Annotated in this window: 3 protein-coding genes; all 3 read left to right on the forward strand. The window is 68.5% G+C overall.

The features are described 5' to 3' along the window. The coding region (locus ABLE94_RS18215; RefSeq protein ID WP_348809461.1) for a transposase at window positions 1-565 on the forward strand (565 nt) is incomplete at its 5' end. A gap of 197 nt (window positions 566-762) precedes the next feature. Then, the gene (locus tag ABLE94_RS18220) at window positions 763-942 is read left to right on the forward strand and encodes a hypothetical protein (protein ID WP_348809462.1); all 180 of its coding nucleotides are present in this window, start codon (window positions 763-765) and stop codon (window positions 940-942) included. Between the two features lie 145 nt (window positions 943-1,087). After that, window positions 1,088-19,435, forward strand: coding sequence for a non-ribosomal peptide synthetase (locus ABLE94_RS18225; protein ID WP_348809463.1), 18,348 nt, complete (start codon window positions 1,088-1,090; stop codon window positions 19,433-19,435). Window positions 19,436-19,480 lie beyond the last annotated feature (45 nt).

A 19,480-nucleotide genomic window follows, 5' to 3' on the forward strand; every position in this document is an offset into this window, starting at 1 on the left:
CGGTGCGGAGTGGATCTGGTCGGCGGTGACCGCCCACGCCCCGCACGCCATTCCATGTCTGGATCTGTTCCACCTGATCCAGTGGGCTGGCGACATGGTCGACAAGGTGCGGCGCCGTACCGTGGCCACCCACGGAGGCCGGAAGGGTGCGATGTGGGCGGTCCGCAAGACCCATACCGATCAGTCACCCGAGCAGCGTGGCATCGTCGAGCAGCTCCGTGAGGACAACCGCGAGCTGTACGAGGCGTACATGCTCAAAGAGCAACTGCGCGATGCGATCCGCGCCACCGAAGGAAGGCGGTTCGTGTTGCTGACTGGGGCACAGGCATGGGCCCGAGACAGTGACGTCCCGGAAATCGCAGTTCTGGGAAGAACGTTGGAGCGTTACAATGCTCGTATCCGGAACGCGTTGCGTCACAACCTGACCAACGCGCGCACTGAGGCCACCAACACCCATCTACGCGCACTGACCAAGCGGGCCTACGGATTCCACACGCCAGAAGCGCTGATAGCGATGGCCGAACTCACCCGCGGCGGCGCCTGCCCCGAACTGCCCTGGCCGTAACCCACCCACAAGAACGTCAGGAGATCCGAAGGATTTCTGTGAGACTCTCATCGTTCGGTTCCGTCGCCAGGCGGAGAAATCGCTCCGAATCAAACGAAGGACATGGACGTAGTGTGTTCGCACTACCTCTTTGTGGGGGCTCGAATGAAGCCAAAAACATTGCTTAGCAATATATTACGAGTTCACGGGAGGGCCTGGTGGAGCGCGGCGACGATGTTTTATCCGAAATCGCTGGTTTCTTACAGTTTGCTGAGGGTATCGTCCATTTCTGTCGAGGAGTTGCCAAAAAGTCGCCAATCACGACGCTCGGGCGGGCGGTGGTCGGTGATGGAGGAAATGCGGACGCGACCGTGGTGACGAATCGAAAACGCGACTGACCCAAACCACAAGAAGACCACATATTCACCCAATTGATCCTTCTCGCTTCACGACGCGGAGGGACGTGGACGATGTGCGGCCGAAATCAACTCCGCGGGCGCCGACCGGCACCCCGGATGTGATGAGAATCTGCCTGGAGATCACATGGCCCTCTCCGAAGAGAACTTCGTGAACCCGCCTCGGCGGCTGCAATCGCCGGCGCCGAACGCGTCAGATCGATTCGGCCATCCCAGCCCGGCCACGTCGGCGGTGGTCCCACCCGGGGGCGCCCCGGTGAACCCGCCGGCCGAGACCCTGCCGCTCTCCGCGGCACAGCGCGGCATGTGGTTTGCCCAGCATGTCTCGGGTGATCTGCCGATCTCGGTGGCCCAGTACGTCGAGATCGACGGTGTACTGGACACCGATCGGCTCGAGGACGCGTGTCGCACCACCGGACTCGAGTTCGGTTCCGGGAACCTGCGTCTGATCGAGGTCGACGGCGAACCGCGCCAGTATGTGGACGAGACACGCGGTTCCCCGGTGACCACGGTCGACCTGTGCGATGAGGAAGACCCCGTCGCCACCGCACACGAGTTGATGCGGCTGGACTATTCGAGTCCCCTCGACCTGCTCACCGACGACCTCATGACCAGCGTCGTGTACCGCGTCGGGACCGATCGGTACCTGTGGTACGTCCGCGCGCACCACATCGCCCTCGATGGATTCGCCGCGGTCACGATGCTGCGCCGGATCACCGAGCTCTACAACGCGGATATCCGTGGCGAGGAGGCTCCGCGTTGCACCGCAAGCGATTTCGGCGACATCATCGCGCAGGACATCTCCTATCCCGGTTCGTCACGCCACGACAACGATCGCAAGTACTGGAGCGAACACCTCGCCGATGCGCCACCGGTCGTGAGCCTGGCGGGACGACTCGGCAAGCCGACACTGCATCCGGCGCTGGTCAGTACTCCGCTGCCCGATGACACCGCACAGCTGCTCGCAACGGCCGCACGCGAGGGTGCCGGTGGCGTGACCCCGGTGATCGTCGCCGCGTTCGCCGCCTATCTCGCCCGGATGACCGGTAGCCCCGAGGTACTCCTGAGCCTGCCGGTCTCGGGCCGGCACTCCGCGGTCCTGCGCCGATCCGGCGGCATGGTGGCCAACGTGGTGCCGCTGCGCGTCGGCGTCGCCGGACGCACACTCGCCGAGGTGACCGCGGCCGTGGCAGGCGAGTTGATGAGCGCTCTGCGTCGGCAACGTTATCGCCAGGAGGACATCTTCGCCGACATGGGCCTCACCCGGGATCAGGCGGCGTCCTTCGGACCCGCGGTGAACCTGATGATGATCGACAACGAGGTGGTGCTCGGTGACGTCACCGGGCGTCTGCACGTCCTGACCTCGGGCCCGACGTCGGATCTGTTCGTCAACATCTACCCCGGTGCGGGAAAGAGCAGTACGCACATCGACTTTCAGGGCAATCCGAACATCTACACCGACGCCGAACTCGCCGGCCACCATCAGCGCTTCGTCGGCTTCCTGCACGAGTTCCTCGCCGGTGCGCCCGACTGTCCGGTCGGGCGGCTTCCGCTGCTCGCCGAGGAGGAACGCGCCGAGATGCTGTCGGTGCGCGGCGATTCTCCGCTCCCGCCGCGTCTGCTGCCCGACATCCTCGCCGACGGCGCCCGCCGCCACGCCGACGCCGTGGCGATCTCCGCCCAGGGCCGAACCCTGAGCTATCGGGAACTGGACACCGCGACGTCGCGACTCGCTCGCCGACTCATCGGATTGGGTTGTGGTCCCGACACGGCGGTCGCCATCCTCCTCCGGCGTTCGGTGGCGTCGGTGGCGGCCGCCTGGGCGGTCGCGAAGTCGGGGGCCGCGATCGTGCAGATCGACCCGGACTATCCGCGTGCGCGCATCGAACACATCCTCGCCGACAGCGGCGCCGATGTGGTGATCACCATCGACGATCACCGCGACACCCTCGCGGATTCCCCGGTGGTTCCGGTCATCGTCGACGACGCCGACCCGGCGCTGGGAATCGACGACGCGATCGATGGCGGCGCGATCGGCGACGACGACCGAATCCGACCGGTGCGCCCCACCAACATCGCGTACATGACCTACACCTCCGGCTCCACGGGTGTGCCGAAGGGCGTGCAGGTCACCCACGGTGGCCTGGCGAATCTCATCGCCGACCGCACCGCCGCGCAACACCTGGGAGCGGGTTCGCGGGTGTCCTACGCACTGTCACCGAGTTTCGACGCCTCGATGGAACAGTTCCTGACCTGCTTCGCGACCGGATCGACGTTGGTGATCGTGCCACCGGCGGTGATCGGTGGCGAGCGGCTCACCGAACTGCTCGCCGACGAACACGTCAGCCACCTCACGTTGACGCCGACCATGCTGGCCACCGTCGATCCCGAGCCGCTGACCGATCTGCGTACCGTCGTCGTCGGGGGCGACGCCTGCCCACCGCATGTGGTGCAACGGTGGACGCGGACGGCGTCGATGATCAACGAGTACGGACCCACCGAGGCCACCATCACCGCGGCCGCTGCGAGGATCGATCCCGCGGCGGCCCTCACCGCCGGCGGCCCGATTCGTGGCATGTCGATGTTGATCCTGGACCCGACCCTGCAGCCGGTGCCCGCGGGCACGGCAGGTGAACTGTATCTCGCCGGACCCGGGCTGGCCCGCGGCTACGCACACCTGCCGGCCCAGACGGCCGGTCGATTCGTCGCCCACCCGTACGGTGGGGCGGCGGGGGAGCGGATGTACCGTACCGGGGACCTGGCCCGGTGGGTCGGAGAAGGGTCGACGAAGTCCCTGGAACTGTTGGGCCGCACCGACTTCCAGTTGAAGATCCGTGGCTATCGGATCGAACCCGGCGAGATCGACGCGGCGCTCGTCGGCCACGACGACGTCGACCAGTCGATCACGGTGCCGGTGGAGAACAATGCCGGCGCGACCGTCCTGGCCTCCTATGTGGCGCCGGTCGCCGGTCGCCGCATCGACCCCGTCGAACTCGGCCGGTACGCACGCGCCTGCCTGCCGCCGCACATGGTGCCGACGGTGATCACGTCGCTGGACGCGCTACCGGTCAACGCGTTCGGCAAGGTCGACCGGCGTGGCCTGCCCGCACCGGTCTTCGAATCCACCGGAGCCGGAAGGTCGCCCGCGACGCCGCGGGAATGCCAACTGGCCCAACTGTTCTCCGAGGTCCTCGGAGTCGCGCAGGTCAGTGCGGAGGACAGCTTCTTCGTCCTCGGCGGCGACAGCATCCTGTCCATCCAGCTCGTCGCGCGGGCCAAACTCGTCGGGCTCGCCTTCTCGACGCAGGACGTGTTCGAGAGCAAGACGGTCGCGGCGTTGGCCGCGGTGGCCACCGACGTCGGCCAGGGCGCAATGCTCCCCGAACTCCCCGGCGGTGGCATCGGAACGCTCCCGCTGTCGCCGATCATGCACGCCATGTTCGACCGCGGACACATCGACCGATTCACCCAGTCGGCGCTGGTGGAACTGCCCGACCACATCGAACGCGCCACGCTGGTGGCCGCGCTCGGTGCCCTGCTGGACCGCCACGACATCCTGCGCGGCGTCCTGTGCGGTGAGCACCCGCTCGATGGTCACGTCGAGGTTCGCGAGCGCACCGCGGTCGATCCCGATGCGGTCCTGCGCCACGTGTGGCTGCAACGGCGCGACGCCGCCGAGATCGACGCGCACCTGCAGGCGGCCGCCGACGAATTGGACCCGCGCGCAGGCCGACTGGTGCGATTCGTCTGGATGCAGGATCGTCGGGGCAGCGCACCGGACCTGATGTGGCTGGTGCTCCACCATCTCGCCGTCGACGGGGTGTCGTGGCGGATCATCCTCACCGACCTGGCCCGCTCGTGGCAACAGATCAGCGAGGGTGGTCACGTGCGACCGGGTCCCGCGACCACCTCGTTCCGGCGGTGGGCGCACGGTCTCGTCGAACAGGCACCGGCCCGGACCGACGCCGAACTCGAGCACTGGACCGAGGTCCTCGATCATCCCGGCCACCATCTCGGTACGCGCCCGCTCGACGCCGCCACCGATGTGCGTGCCACCGCCGGAACGGTCGAGGTCCGCGTCCCGACGGAGGTCACCGACGCGGTCCTCACCACCGTCCCCGCACGATTCCACGGCGGTGCCAACGATTCCCTGCTCGCGGCGCTGGCACTGGCGCTGGCCCGGTGGCGCCGGCGCCGCGGCATGGCCGGCGACGCCGAGGTGATCTCGCTGGAAGGCCACGGCCGCGAGGAGGGCGTCCTGCCCGGTGCCGACCTGACCGAGACGGTCGGGTGGTTCACCTCACGATTCCCGGTGCGACTCGACCTCCACGACGTCGACATCGACGACGCGTTCACCGGCGGTCCTGCCGCCGGTCACGCGATCAAGCGGATCAAGGAGCAACTGCGAGCGGTGCCGGACAACGGCATCGGCTACGGCCTGGTGCGCTACCTCGATCCACGCGGACGCGACGCCCTCGGGCCCCTCGCGGAGCCGGCGATCAGCATGAACTATCTCGGCCGGGCCGGCTCCCACGAGTATTCGGGACCGTGGGCGCCGGCCGCCGAGTTCGCGTCGCTGCGCGGCACCGACGACCCGCAGATGACGCTGTCGGCACTGCTGGACATCAATGCGATCGCCGAACCCGGCCCCGACGGTCCGGAGCTGGCCGCGACATGGGAATTCGCCTCGCTCGCACTGGATCGCGCCGACGTGGAGGAACTGGCCGGGCTGTGGGTACAGGCCCTGACCGCGTTGGCCGGGCATGTGCGCTCCGAAGGCGCGGGCGGTCACACCCCGTCGGACTTCGCACTGGTCGCGACGACACAGGACGACATCGATCGGTGGACTCAGCAGCACCCGTCGATGACCGACGTGTGGCCGTTGACGGCGCTGCAGTCCGGGTTGATGTTCCACGCGCTCTACGACGAGGCCGCCGACGGCTACACCGTGCAGGCCGAGCTGACTCTCCGTGGATCACTCGACCCCGAACGCATGCGGCGTGCCGCCCAGACGATCATCGACCGCCACGACAGCCTCCGTGTGTCCTTCGTCGAGTCGGGTTCCGGACCCCGGCAGATCCTGCTCCGCGACGCGACGGTGGACTGGACCTTCTCCGACGTGACCGGCTTCGCCGACACCGCCGACACCGACTCGTCGGCTCGCGCACGCGAGGTGCGGCGCCTGACCGCGGAATCGGCCGCCCCGTTCGACCTGGCCCGTCCGCCGCTGGTGCGTTTTCACCTGATCCGGGTCGACGACGACGAGTTCACGCTGGTCATCACCAATCACCACATCGTGCTCGACGGGTGGTCGGCGCCGGTGCTCATCGGTGAGTTGCTCATGCTCTACATCGGTGATGGTTACGCGGGCGACGGAGGGGCACCGGAACTCCCCGCTCCTCAGTCCTACCGCGAGTATCTGCACTGGCTGCACACGCGCGACCACGAGGCGGCCGTCGACGGATGGCGGCAGGTCCTCGCCGGGATCGAGAGTCCGACCCTGTTGACCGGCAAGCCCGAGCGCGCGGCCGGGGCCCAGACCGGTGAGGTCACACTCGATCTCGATATCGCGACCTCCGACTCGGTCCTGCGACTCGGGCGCACGCTCGGGGTCACCGCCAACACGTCGGTTCAGGTGGCGTGGGCCGTGCTGCTCACGATCATGACCGGCCGCCGTGACGTGGTCTTCGGCAACACGGTCTCCGATCGGCCCCCGCACATCCCGGGGATCGAGCGGATGATCGGACTGTTCATCAACACCGTGCCGGTCCGGATCCGGCTCGAACCCGACGAGAGCGTCGCCGACCTGCTGGCGCGGACCCAGGCTGAGCAGGCCGCCACCCTCGATCACCGTGACGTCGGGCTGGCCGAACTCCAACGGGCGACCGGCATCGCCGACATGTTCGACACGGTCACGGTCCTCGAGTCCTACCCGCTCGATCGGGCCGGCCTCGAGGCGACACTGGCCGACGCCGGCCTGTCCTGGGTCGATCTCGTCGCCCACGACGCCACCCCGTACCCGGTCAGCCTGCAGGTCACGCCGCCGCGTCCGGCCGGCGCCGGACCGTCGGTCACCGACGAGCCGAGCACCTTCGGGCTGACACTGCGTTTTGCCACCGACCGCCTCGACGACCGGTCGGCCGCCGCACTGCTCGACCGATTCGTCATGGTGCTGCGCCAGATGGTCGGCGATCCCGGGTGCACCGTCGCCCAGATCGCCACCTGCCGGGACTCCGAACGCTCGGAGCTGCTGTCGGTGCACGGTCCCGCACCGGTCGCCGAGCGGATGTTGCGCGACATCCTCCGCGACAGTGCCCGGCGCCATCCCGACGCGGTCGCGGTGCGCGCGGGTGAGCACGAGGTGACCTACCGCGAACTCGATCACCGCTCGGACCGGGTGGCGGCCGAACTCCTCCGCCGCGGTGCCCGACCCGAGTCCTTCGTCGCCCTGGCGATACCCCGGTCGCCCGAACTCGTCGTCGGAATGTGGGCCGTGGCCAAGACCGGAGCCGCCTTCGTCGCGCTCGACCCGGACAATCCCGCCGAACGACTCGCCGAACTCCTCGCCGACTCGTCCTGCCCGCTCGGGGTCACCGTCGACGCCGTCGCCGAGCGGCTGCCGGACGCCGTCGACTGGCTCCTGCTCGATGATGCCGCGACCGCCGGCGGACCCGTATGTTCCGGCGACTCCGTCGACTCCGTCTGGTCCATCGACTCCGGCGGCGGTCTGCGCCCGGACAATGCGGCATACCTGATCTACACCTCCGGTTCGACCGGTCGGCCCAAGGCCGTCCACGTGACTCACCGAGGACTGGCCGATCTGGTTGCCGCACAGGCCGAATCCTTCGCCGCCGGCCCGGGCTCGGCCGTCCTGCAGGTCGCCTCACCCGGCTTCGACGCGTGCGTGTCGGAGGTGTTGCTCGCCCACGCCGACGGGGCCTGCCTCGTGGTGGCACCGCCACACGTCTACGGCGGTCCCGATCTCGAGGAACTCGTGCGGGTACACCGTGTCACCCACGCGATCATCACCCCCTCCGCGCTGAACACCATGGATCCTGCTCACGTGCCGTCGCTGGCCACCGTCGCCGTCGTCGGTGAGGCCACCGGCGCCGACCTGGTGAACCGGTGGGCGCCGGGGCGTCGACTGATGAACCATTACGGCCCCACCGAATGCACGATCTGGGCGACCGGTGCCGACGACCTGCGGCCGGGGGAGCCGGTGACCATCGGACGCCCGATCTGCGGCCTGTCCGCCCTGGTCCTCGATGCCTGGCTGCGACCGGTACCCATCGGCGTCACCGGTGAGCTCTACCTCGGCGGACCCGGGCTGGCCCGCGGCTACTTCGACCGGCCCGGCACCACAGCATCCCGATTCGTCGCCGACCCGAACTCCAGCACCGCGGAAAGGCTTTATCGCACAGGCGATTCCGTCCGGTGGCAACGCTGCGCCGACGGGCTCCGGCTGGAGTACCTGGGACGCAACGATCAACAGGTCAAGATTCACGGGCTGCGGATCGAACCGGGTGACGTCGACGCCCACCTCGCGGCCCACCCGGCGGTGGCACAGGTCGCCACCGTCGCCCGGCCCGGGCCGGCCGGCCACCCGATCCTGGTGTCCTACGTCGTCGCCGCCGACGGTCACACGCTCGACATCGCGGCACTCCATGACGACCTCGCGGCCACCCTGGCCCACTACATGAACCCGACGGCCATCGTCGAACTGGACACGATGCCGTTGACGCGCACCGGAAAGATCGACCGCCGGGCGCTGTGTGAGCGTGAGTTCCGCGCCGACACCGACGGCCGGGCACCGCAGACACCGGCAGAGGAGGTGATGGCAGCGCTCTTCGCCGAGGTCCTCCACCTCGACACCGTCTCCGCCGACAGCAACTTCTTCGCGTTGGGTGGCGACAGCATCGTGTCGATGCAACTGGTGGCACTCGCGAAGTCCGCGGGACTGTCGATCACCCCCCGCAACGTCTTCGAGGCCAAGACGGTCGCCGCGCTGGCCGCGTTGGCAACCGACGACGACAGCGCCGCGGAGCCGTCCTACTCGACGCCGGCGCGGCGGGTCGCCCCGGAACGCGGATTCCGTCCCTCGGATTTCCCGCTCGTCGACCTCACCCACGCCGACGTCGACATGCTCGCCCGACGGTATCCGTCGCTCTCGGATGTGTGGTCACTCTCGCCGATGCAATCGGGCATCCACTTCCATTCGACGTTCGACGCCGGTGGATTCGATATCGGGGGATTCGACCCCGGTGGATTCGATACCGGCCTCCTCGACACCCGTCCCGGTGGCCACCCGGACGACTACACGGTGCAATCGACCATCGCCTTCTCCGGCGAGATCGACGGGGACCGGCTGCGTCGCGCGGCCCAGGCGCTCGTCGACCGCCACGACATCCTCCGGGCCGCATTCGTCGAGACGTCCACCGGCATGTGCCAGATCGTGGTCGGCGACGCCGAGGTCCGGTTCCGGGTACTCGACCTCACCGACGACCCCGACACCCGTCCGGACCTCGCCGCGGACGCCCTCGCCGCCGCGGACACCGCCGCCGGATTCGATCTGTCGGCGCCGTCGCTGATCCGATTCACCTTGGTGCGGGTGGGATCCGGCGCCTTCCGCCTCCTGATCACCAACCACCACGTGATCCTCGACGGGTGGTCGATGCCGCTGCTGATGGGTGAACTCCTCGAGTACTACGGAACCCCGGAACGCATCGACGAGGCCCGCCCGGCGTCGTCCTACGGTGATTACCTGCGCTGGCTGAACGAACAGGACGTCGACGCCGCCACCTCGGCCTGGGCGCAGGCATACGCCGACATCGACGCACCCACCCTTGTCGGCGACCGCCGGGTGGGCGGGGCGTCGGGCACCGCGGGCGAGGTGCGCGCGGAGATCTCGGCCGAGCAGTTCACCCACCTCCGAACGGTCGCGGCCGACGCCGCCGTCACCGTCGGCGCCGCCCTGGCCGCCGCGTGGGCGCTGAACCTGAAAGTCCTGACCGGCGAGGACGATGTGATCTTCGGTTCGGCCGTATCGGGTCGCCCACCGGAGCTGCCGCACGTCGATCAGACGCTCGGGATGTTCCTCAACACGGTGCCCGTGCGGGTGCCACTGGACCCGGGACTGTCGTTGCGGGAGTTGCTGATCCGCGTCCACGAACACCAGGCGACGATGCTCGATCATCACTTCGTCGGTCTGCCGGAGATCCACCGCAGCGTCGGCGTCCCGGATCTGTTCGACACCGCACTCGCCTTCCAGTCGTTCCCCCTGCACGAGGCGGCACTGGCGCAACTCGTCGAGGCGGCCGGACTCCGGGTGGAGGCGATCACCGGAGTCGACGCCACGCCGTATCCGCTGAGCCTGGTGGTCGCACCGACCCTCGACGGCGAGGGGAACGGGACCGGACTGTCGATCACCCTGCGGTTCCGGCACGACGTCGTCGACACCGGGCGGGCCCACGACATTCTCGATCGATTCGTCGGCGGACTTGTCCGCATCGCCGAGGCGCCCGCGACCCGACTGGCCGAGATCCCGGCCGGCGGCGCGGAGATCGCGTGGCCGGCGGGCGCACTCGCGCGGTCGGGATCGAGCACGCTGGGCGACATCCTCGAGCGCACCGCGCACCGTGAGCCCGACGCGCCCGCGGTCACCTACGGCAGCGCATCGGTGTCCTACCGCTGGCTCGACGAACGCTCCAACCGGCTGGCCCGCATCCTGCTCCGGCGCATCGCCGATCCGCACGGGGTGCTGGCGTGCGCGCTACCGCGATCCCTCGACGCCGTCGTCGCGATCTGGGCCGCGGCCAAGGCCGGTGTCGCCTTCCTGCCGGTGGACCCGAACCTTCCGGCCGAACGCATCGGATTCCTGCTCGCCGACTCGAACGCGACCCTGGGACTGGCAACCGCCGGTTCCCGGTCGGCGTTGCCGGGCATCGTGGACTGGCTCGTCGTCGACGGCCCCGACCTGTCCCGTGACATCGAATCCGAGAGTGCCGCACCGATCACCGCCGGTGAACGTGCGACATCGATCGGCGTCGATCACACCGCCTACGTCATCTACACCTCCGGGTCGACCGGCACGCCCAAGGGTGTCCGCGTGAGTCATCGCGGGCTCGCACCGCTGATCGCCGCGCAACGTCGGGTGCTGGGCGTCGAGCCCGCGTCGACCGTCCTGCAGGTCGCCTCACCGAGCTTCGACGCGTCGCTGTTCGAACTGCTGATGGCGCACGGCTCCGGCGGGCGCCTGGTGGTGTCCCCGCCCGACGTCTACGGCGGCCCGGAACTCGCGGCACTGATGCGCGGTGAGGAGGTCTCGCACGTCGTCCTGACCCCCTCCGCGCTGGCGACGGTGCCCGCCGACGGTCTCGAGGGGCTCGCGGTGCTGGCGACCGCGGGCGAATCCGTCGGACCCGAACTGGTCGATCGGTGGGCATCCGGGCGCAGCATGGTCAACCTGTACGGTCCCACCGAGGGCACCATCTGGGCGACGGCGAGCGAACCACTCGAGCCCACCGCACCGATCACGATCGGCACACCGGCCGGGCCGGTCGGCGTCGCGATCCTCGACACCTGGCTGCGACCGGTTCCCGACGATGTCGCGGGAGAGCTCTATCTCGTCGGGGCGGGCCTGGCCGACGGATACATCGGCAAACCGGGGACGACGGGGTCGCGCTTTGTGGCCTGCCCCTTCGGTGAACCCGGTCGACGGATGTATCGCACTGGCGACCTGGTGCGCCGGAACGTGCACAAGCAGCTGGAGTTTCTGGGACGCAACGACTTCCAGGTGAAGGTGCGGGGCACCCGGGTGGAGCTCGGCGAGATCGATGCGCTCCTGGGCAACCGGGCGAACGTCGCCTATGCGGTCACCGTCGGCGCCGAACACGACGGCCGCCCGCCCATCCTGGTGTCCTACGTCGTGGCCGATCCCGGCACCACCGTGTCCGGTGTCGAACTCCGCACGGCCCTGACGGAGTCGCTACCCGCCTACATGGTGCCGGCCTCGGTGATCGTTCTCGACGAGATCCCGCTGACCCCGACCGGAAAGCTCGATCGCGCCCGGTTGCCGAAGCCGGTGTTCGAGGCGTCGGGCTACCGGGCGCCGTCGACGTGGGTCGAAGGAAGGGTCGTCAGCGCTTATGAAGAGGTCCTCAAGGTCGATCAGGTCGGTGTGGACGACGATTTCTTCGGACTCGGAGGCGACTCGCTGAGCGCGTCACTGGTGGCCGCGCGCGTGGGCGCCGCCGTCGATGTCCGGATACCGGTACGTCTGGTCTTCGAGGCACCGACTCCGGCGACCCTGGCAGCGGCGGCGACCTCGCTGACCGGTGGCGGCCGTCCACCCCTGACCCCGACGATACGTCCGGACATCATCCCGTTGTCGCTGGCGCAGCAGCGGATGTGGTTCCTCAACCGGCTGGAACCGGACTCGCCGGCCTACAACATCCCGGTGACGCTGCGCCTGTCCGGCAGCCTGGACCTTCCTGCCCTGGAATCGGCTCTCGCCGACGTCATCGGCCGCCATGAGGTGCTGCGGACCATCTACCCGGAGACCGACGGACAACCACGGCAGATGATCCTCGACGACGTGCCGCTGAGCGTGGATATCCGGCACGTCGCGGCGTCGGAGGTCGGGCAGGTCGTCGGCGGACTCGTGCGCTCCGGTTTCGACGTCACCTCACGGATCCCGATCCGGGTGGGTGCGCTCGAACTCGACGATGAGCGCGACGGCGACGTCGGGGAGTACCTGCTGGTACTCGTGGTTCATCACATCGCCGGTGACGGTCAATCGATGGGTCCGCTATCACGGGATGTGATGTCGGCGTACGCATCCCGACTGGCCGGCCACGAGCCAACCTGGGAGCCGCTCGCGGTCGGGTACGCCGATTATGCGTTGTGGCAGCGGCAGATTCTCGGCGAGGCCGATGACCCGCAGTCGCTGATGCACGCGCAACTGGGATTCTGGACCTCGACACTGGCCGACGCGCCCGATCTGCTGGACCTGCCGACGGATCGGCCCCGCCCCGCGGTGGCATCGTTGGCCGGCGGTCGGGTGCCGGTGCAGATCGGCGCCGCCCTGCACGGAAAGTTGCTGGCGTTGGCGCGCTCGCGCGGGGCGTCGCTGTTCATGGTGATGCATGCGGCGCTGACGGCGGTCCTCGGGCGTCTCGGTGGCGCCGACGACGTGGTGATCGGCACCCCGGTCGCCGGGCGCGGCGAACCCGGCCTCGACGACCTGGTCGGCATGTTCGTCAACACCCTGGCACTGCGCACCGCCGTCGTGGGTACCGAGCCCTTCACCGAGCTCCTCGATCGGGTGCGCGACACCGACCTCGCCGCATTCGAGCACGCCGACGTGCCCTTCGAACGGATCGTGGAGGAGGTCAATCCGAACCGATCGACGGCGCATCACCCACTGTTCCAGGTGATGCTGGCGTTCCAGAACCTCTCCGATGTCCGGGTGGAACTGCCCGGGGTCACCGTGTCACGCGCACAGGCCGATACCGGGATGTGCCAGTTCGACCTGCAACTGGTGATCGCCGACGAGTACGGCCAGGACGGTGCGGCACAGGGCATCTCCGGCGTCATGATGTTCGCCCGCGACCTGTTCGACGATACGAGCGTCGTCGACGTCGTCCACCGGTTGACTCGCGTCCTCGAGGCCGTCGCCGACGACGCGGCCCGACCCCTCGGCGCCATCGAGTGGCTCGCCCCCGACGAACGCGCACATCTGCTGTCCCGGGTGGGTTCCGGCGCCGCCGGGGCACCGGTGCTGCTGACCGACGTGTTCGCCGCGGCCGTGCGCCGCAACCCCGACGGACCCGCCGTGATCGCGGGATCGACCGAACTCACCTATACCGACCTCGACCGCCGGTCGAATCGTCTGGCACGCCGGCTGATGGCGTTGGGTGCCGGTCCCGAGCAGCGCGTCGTGGTGTCGATCGAACGGTCGGTGGAGTCGCTGGTCGCCTGGTGGGCGGTGGTCAAATCCGGTGCGGCGTATGTGCCCGTCGATCCGCACTACCCGACCGCACGCATCGATCAGATGGTCGCCGATTCGGGAGCGGCACTGGGCATCACGACGCGGGCGGCCCGACCGGCGTTGCCCGACGAGGTGGACTGGGTGGTCGTCGACACGGCCGCGGCCGCCGCGCAGATCGCCGCGTCGGCCGACGCCCCGATCACCGCGGACGAGCGGACCCATCCGCTGCGGTTCACCAACACCGCCTGGGTGGTGTTCACCTCCGGGTCGACCGGTGTGCCCAAGGGAGTCGCCGTCACCCACGCGGGTATCGCCGACTATCTCGCCGGACTCCACGTCGATCCGGCCGACGGTCCCACCTCACGCGTATTGCATTTCGCGTCACCGTCATTCGACGCCTCCCTGCTGGAGATCCTGCTGGCGGTGAGCGCGGCCTCGGCGCTGGTGGTGGCGCCGACCGGGGTCCGCGGTGGCGACGAACTGGCCGATTTCCTCCGCGAACGACGAATCACGCACGCCTTCGTCACCCCCGCGGCTCTGGCCTCGGTGGACGACATCGGACTCGACGACCTGCAGGTGGTGTTGTCCGGTGGGGACGAGGTGCCCACCGATCTCGTCCGTCGGTGGGTCGGTTCCGATCCGGCCCACACCCGGGAATTCCGGGTCCTCTACGGTCCGACCGAGACCACGATCGTCGCGACGGCGTCGCAGCCCGTGCGCGCCGGGCAACGGTCGACGATCGGCAACCCGATGCCGGGAATGCTGGCGCTGGTGCTGGATTCGCGGATGCAACCGGTGCCCGCCGGGGTTGCCGGGGAACTCTACGTTGCGGGCCCGGCGCTTGCCCGCGGATACCTGAACAGGCCAGGAATCTCTGCGTCCCGGTTTGTCGCCCATCCCTTCGGGCCGGCCGGGCAACGGATGTATCGGACCGGTGACGTGGTCCGTTGGGGTGCAGACGGAACGCTGGAGTTTCTGGGACGCAACGATTTCCAGGTCAAGATCAACGGCTTCCGGGTGGAACTCGGTGAGATCGACGCGGCACTGGGTGCACGATCCGACGTCGGATTCGCCGTCACGCTGCCGCATCGCGACGAGGCCATCGGCCTTCGTCTGGTGTCGTATGTGGTGCCCGCCGCCGACGCGGTGATCTCGGGGGAGAAACTGCGTGCCCTGCTCGCCGAGGCATTGCCGTCGTATATGGTTCCGGCCGCGGTGATGGTCGTCGACGAGGTTCCGCTGACCCCGAGCGGCAAACTCGACCGCACGGCACTGCCCGCGCCGATGATCACCACCCGGGCGTTTCGCGCCCCGTCGACACCGGTGGAGGAGATCGTGGCGGGTGTGTTCGCCGACGTCCTCGGAATCGAACGCAACGTCGGCGCCGACGACGATTTCTTCGATCTCGGTGGCAACAGCCTCATCGCCACCCGGGTGGTGGCGCGGATCGGTGCGGCACTCGACACCAACGTTCCGGTGTCGATGATCTTCGAGGCATCCACGGTCGAGCGGTTGGCCGCACGTGCCGAATCGCACACCGACACCGGCCGGGTGGCATTGCGACCACAGGAGCGCCCCGAACACATCCCGCTGTCGTATGCGCAGCAACGGATGTGGTTCCTCAACCGCTTCGAGCCGGATTCGCCGGCCTACAGCATCCCGATCGTCGTGCGTCTGTCGGGGGAGTTGGACGTCGCCGCCCTGCAGTTGGCGATCGACGACGTCGTCGCCCGGCACGAGATCCTGCGGACGGTGTACCCGTTCGAGGCGGGTGCACCGACGCAGGTGGTCCTCCCCGTCGCCGCCCGACGCTCGTCGATGGTCGTCACCGACATCGCCGAAGATGAGCTTGCCCAATCGATCTCGGATCTGGTGCGAACTCCCTTCGAGGTGACCTGCGAGGCGCCCGCACGCATTCACCTGTACGCGCTCGGTGACGACGAGTGGGTGCTGGCCGTGGTGCTGCATCACATCTGCGGTGACGGTTCATCGCTGGCGCCGCTCGCGGGAGACATGATGACCGCCTACTCGGCCCGGATGCTCGGAGACGCACCGGGCTGGGCGCCACTGGAGGTGCAGTACGCCGACTACGCCCTCTGGCAGCGCGAGGTGCTCGGCTCCGCCGACGATCCCAACTCCCTGCTCCGCGCGCAGATCGACTACTGGACAAGACAATTGAGCGGAAGCCCGGCACTGCTGGAACTGCCGACCGATCGTCCCCGCCCGCCGGCGCAATCCTATGCGGGCGCGACCATCCCGCTGACGATCGACGCCCATCTGCACGCCGGGCTGCAGCGCGTCGCCCGCGAACACAACACGACCTTGTTCATGGTCGTCCATGCCGCACTGGCGGCGCTGCTGGCCCGGCTCGCCGCCACCGACGATGTCGCCATCGGAACGCCGTATGCCGGACGGGGTGCTCCCGAACTGGATGATCTGATCGGGATGTTCGTCAACACGCTGGTGCTGCGCACCCAGGTGCGGGGCGGGAAGTCGTTGCGCGAGTTGATCGACAGCGTTCGCGAGACGGATCTGGCCGCGTTCGGACATGCGGACGTACCCTTCGAGCGTTTGGTGGAGGAACTCAACCCGGTGCGCTCGCATTCCTACAATCCGCTGTTCCAGGTCATGCTGGTGTTCCAGAACCTGGCCGCCACCGACATCGCATTGCCCGACCTGTCGGTGTCGGCGGTGGAGTCCGAGAGCGACGTCTCACTGTTCGACATGCAGGTGACCGTGTCGGACACCTACGACGACGCCGGCGCGCCGGCCGGCATCACCGGTGGCGTCACCTACGCCACCGATCTCTTCGACGCCCCGACCGTCACCACCTTCGTCGAACGCCTCATCCGGCTGATGTCGGCGCTGGTGGACGACCCCACGCAGGCCGTGCACGACATCGACCTGCTCGACGCCACCGAGCGTGACGAGATCGCGGCACAGTGGGATTCGACGACCCACCCGATCGACTGGGACGAGACACTGGCGTCGACATTCACCCGATCGGTACGCGAGCACGCGGATGCGCCCGCGGTCACCGTCGACACGGTGACCTGGACCTACGGCGAGTTCGCCGCCCGGGTCAACCGGCTGGCGCGATGGCTGATCGCCGAGGGCGTCGGTCCGAACTCCCTGGTGGCGCTGCGGATGCGGCGTTGTGTGGATCAGCTGACCGCGATGTATGCCGTCCACGCCGCCGGTGCCGGATACGTTCCCGTCGATCCCGATCACCCGGCCGAACGCATTGACTACATGCTCGAGTGTGCCGAACCGGTGGTGGTTCTGAGTTCGCTCCAGACCATCGAGCTGAGCGGGTTTGACGACGCACCGATCACCGACGACGAACGGATCGCACCGCTACGGCCCGACGACATCGCCTATGTGCTGTTCACCTCCGGTTCCACCGGGCGGCCGAAAGGCGTTGCCGTATCCCATCGTTCGGTGGTGAATCAGATCCGGTGGATCGCGCAGGCCTATGCCCTGACCGACACCGATGTGGTGCTGCAGAAGACGCCGGCCACCTTCGACGTCTCGGTGTGGGAACTGTTCGCCACCCTCGCCGTGGGTGCCCGACTCGTGATCGCCCGGCCCGACGGGCACACCGACCCTGCATATCTCGCCGAAACCATTGCCGCGCAACACGTCACGATCACCTCCTTCGTACCGTCGATGCTCGCACTGTTCACCGCGACGGCCCCCGCCGGGTCATTGGACTCCTTGCGGGCACTCTTGGTCGCAGGCGAGGCATTCGGCCCGGATGTGGTGAGCGCGGCACGGCGGGTGCTGCCGCGCGTCGCGCTGCACAACCTCTACGGTCCGACGGAGTTCACCGTCCACGCCACCGCCCATCAGGTGCGGCCCGCCGACACCGGGGCCGTCCCGATCGGAACGCCGGTGTGGAATGCCCGTGCCTATGTGCTGGATTCGCGTCTGCGTCCCGTTCCGGCGGGCGTCGCCGGCGATCTGTACCTGGCTGGCGTTCAGGTGGCCCGCGGATACCACGGGCGGTTCGGTCTCACCGCCGAACGATTCGTACCGGATCCGTTTGTCACCGGTGAGCGGATGTACCGCACCGGCGACGTGGCCCGCCGGAACGCGGGCGGCGAGTTGGAGTATCTCGGCCGCAACGATTTCCAGGTGAAGCTCCGCGGTCTCCGGATCGAGCTCGGTGAGATCGAATCGGTGTTCGCCGGCCACCACGACGTCGCGCGGGCGGTGGCCTCGGTCAGGGCCACCGACGCCGTCGAGTACCTCGTCGTATACCTCGTGCCTGCAGTCGGGGCCGTGGTCGACACCACCGAGGTCACGGAGTTCGCGGCCGCCTCATTGCCCGGCTACATGATTCCCACCGCAGTGATGGTCCTGGAGACGGTGCCGCTCACCGCGTCGGGCAAGTTGGACCGCGCGCGGTTGCCGATACCGACGCTGGTTGCCGCCGAAGGGTTCCGCGAACCGTCATCCTGGCTCGAAGGCGAGATCGCGCACACCTTCGAGGAGGTGCTCGGCCTGCCACGGGTGGGTGCCGACGACGACTTCTACTCGCTGGGTGGCAATTCGCTGCGATCGGTGCAGGTCGTCAATCAGCTCACCAGTGAACTGCATGTGGACATCCCGGTCCGGTGGATGCTCTCCGACCCGAATCCGGCCGACCTCGCCAAGCGGATCGAGACCGGGATGCGGGAGGGAATCGACGCCACCGAGCCCAGCGCGCTCGGCCTCGAGGTCCTGCTGCCGATCCGCACCACCGGTGAACGGGAACCCCTGTTCTGTGTGCACCCCGCCTCCGGTCTGGCCTGGTGCTATCACGGCCTCGAACAGCAGATCGGTGCCGATCGTCCGATCTACGGCCTGCAGGCACCGCAGATCGGTGGGGAGAACCCCGGTCCGACAACCATGCCCGAGATCGCCCGGCGTTACGCCGCGGAGATCCGGACAGTACAGCCCCAGGGCCCTTATCACCTGCTCGGGTGGTCGCTGGGCGGCGTGATCGCACATGCCGTCGCCGCCGAGCTGCGCGCCGCCGGCGAGGACGTCGCCCTGCTGGCGTTGCTCGACGCCGAGGCGGATGGCATCGATGCCTCGTCGGCGACCACCGTCACCGCGGGAGAGTTGATCGCCAATCTCGGCCCGGTACTCGGGATCGACTTCGTCGACCCGGACGCCACCGCGGCGGAGGCGGCCGCGGCGATCGCCGACCACCTCGGGGACGGCCTGGGTATCGACGAGGCGACGATCGAACGGCTCACCGATGCCTACAACCTGATGATCCGGGCCGCAGGTGACTGGCAGCCGCCGGTCGTGGATGTCGATGTGCAGTACTTCACCGCGACGCGGGATCGACGCCCGGACGCCACGGGGCATCACGGGTGGCGTGCACACGTTCACGGGACGATCGCCAACGTCGACATCGACGTCGATCACCTGGGGATGACCGACACCAACTCGATCGCGGCGATCGCCGCGGTCCTCAACAAACAGATGGGTTGATCACATGGCCGGACGGCATCGTCGTAGCGAAAACTCCTGTTGTGC

The sequence above is a fragment of the Gordonia sp. VNK1 genome (genome assembly GCF_040049135.1).
GTDB lineage: Bacteria > Actinomycetota > Actinomycetes > Mycobacteriales > Mycobacteriaceae > Gordonia > Gordonia oleivorans.

What these genes read in the sequence shown, in the direction of transcription:
- ABLE94_RS18225 (WP_348809463.1), top strand. Translation starts at nt 1,088, where the DNA reads ATGGCCCTCTCCGAAGAGAACTTCGTGAACCCGCCTCGGCGGCTGCAA.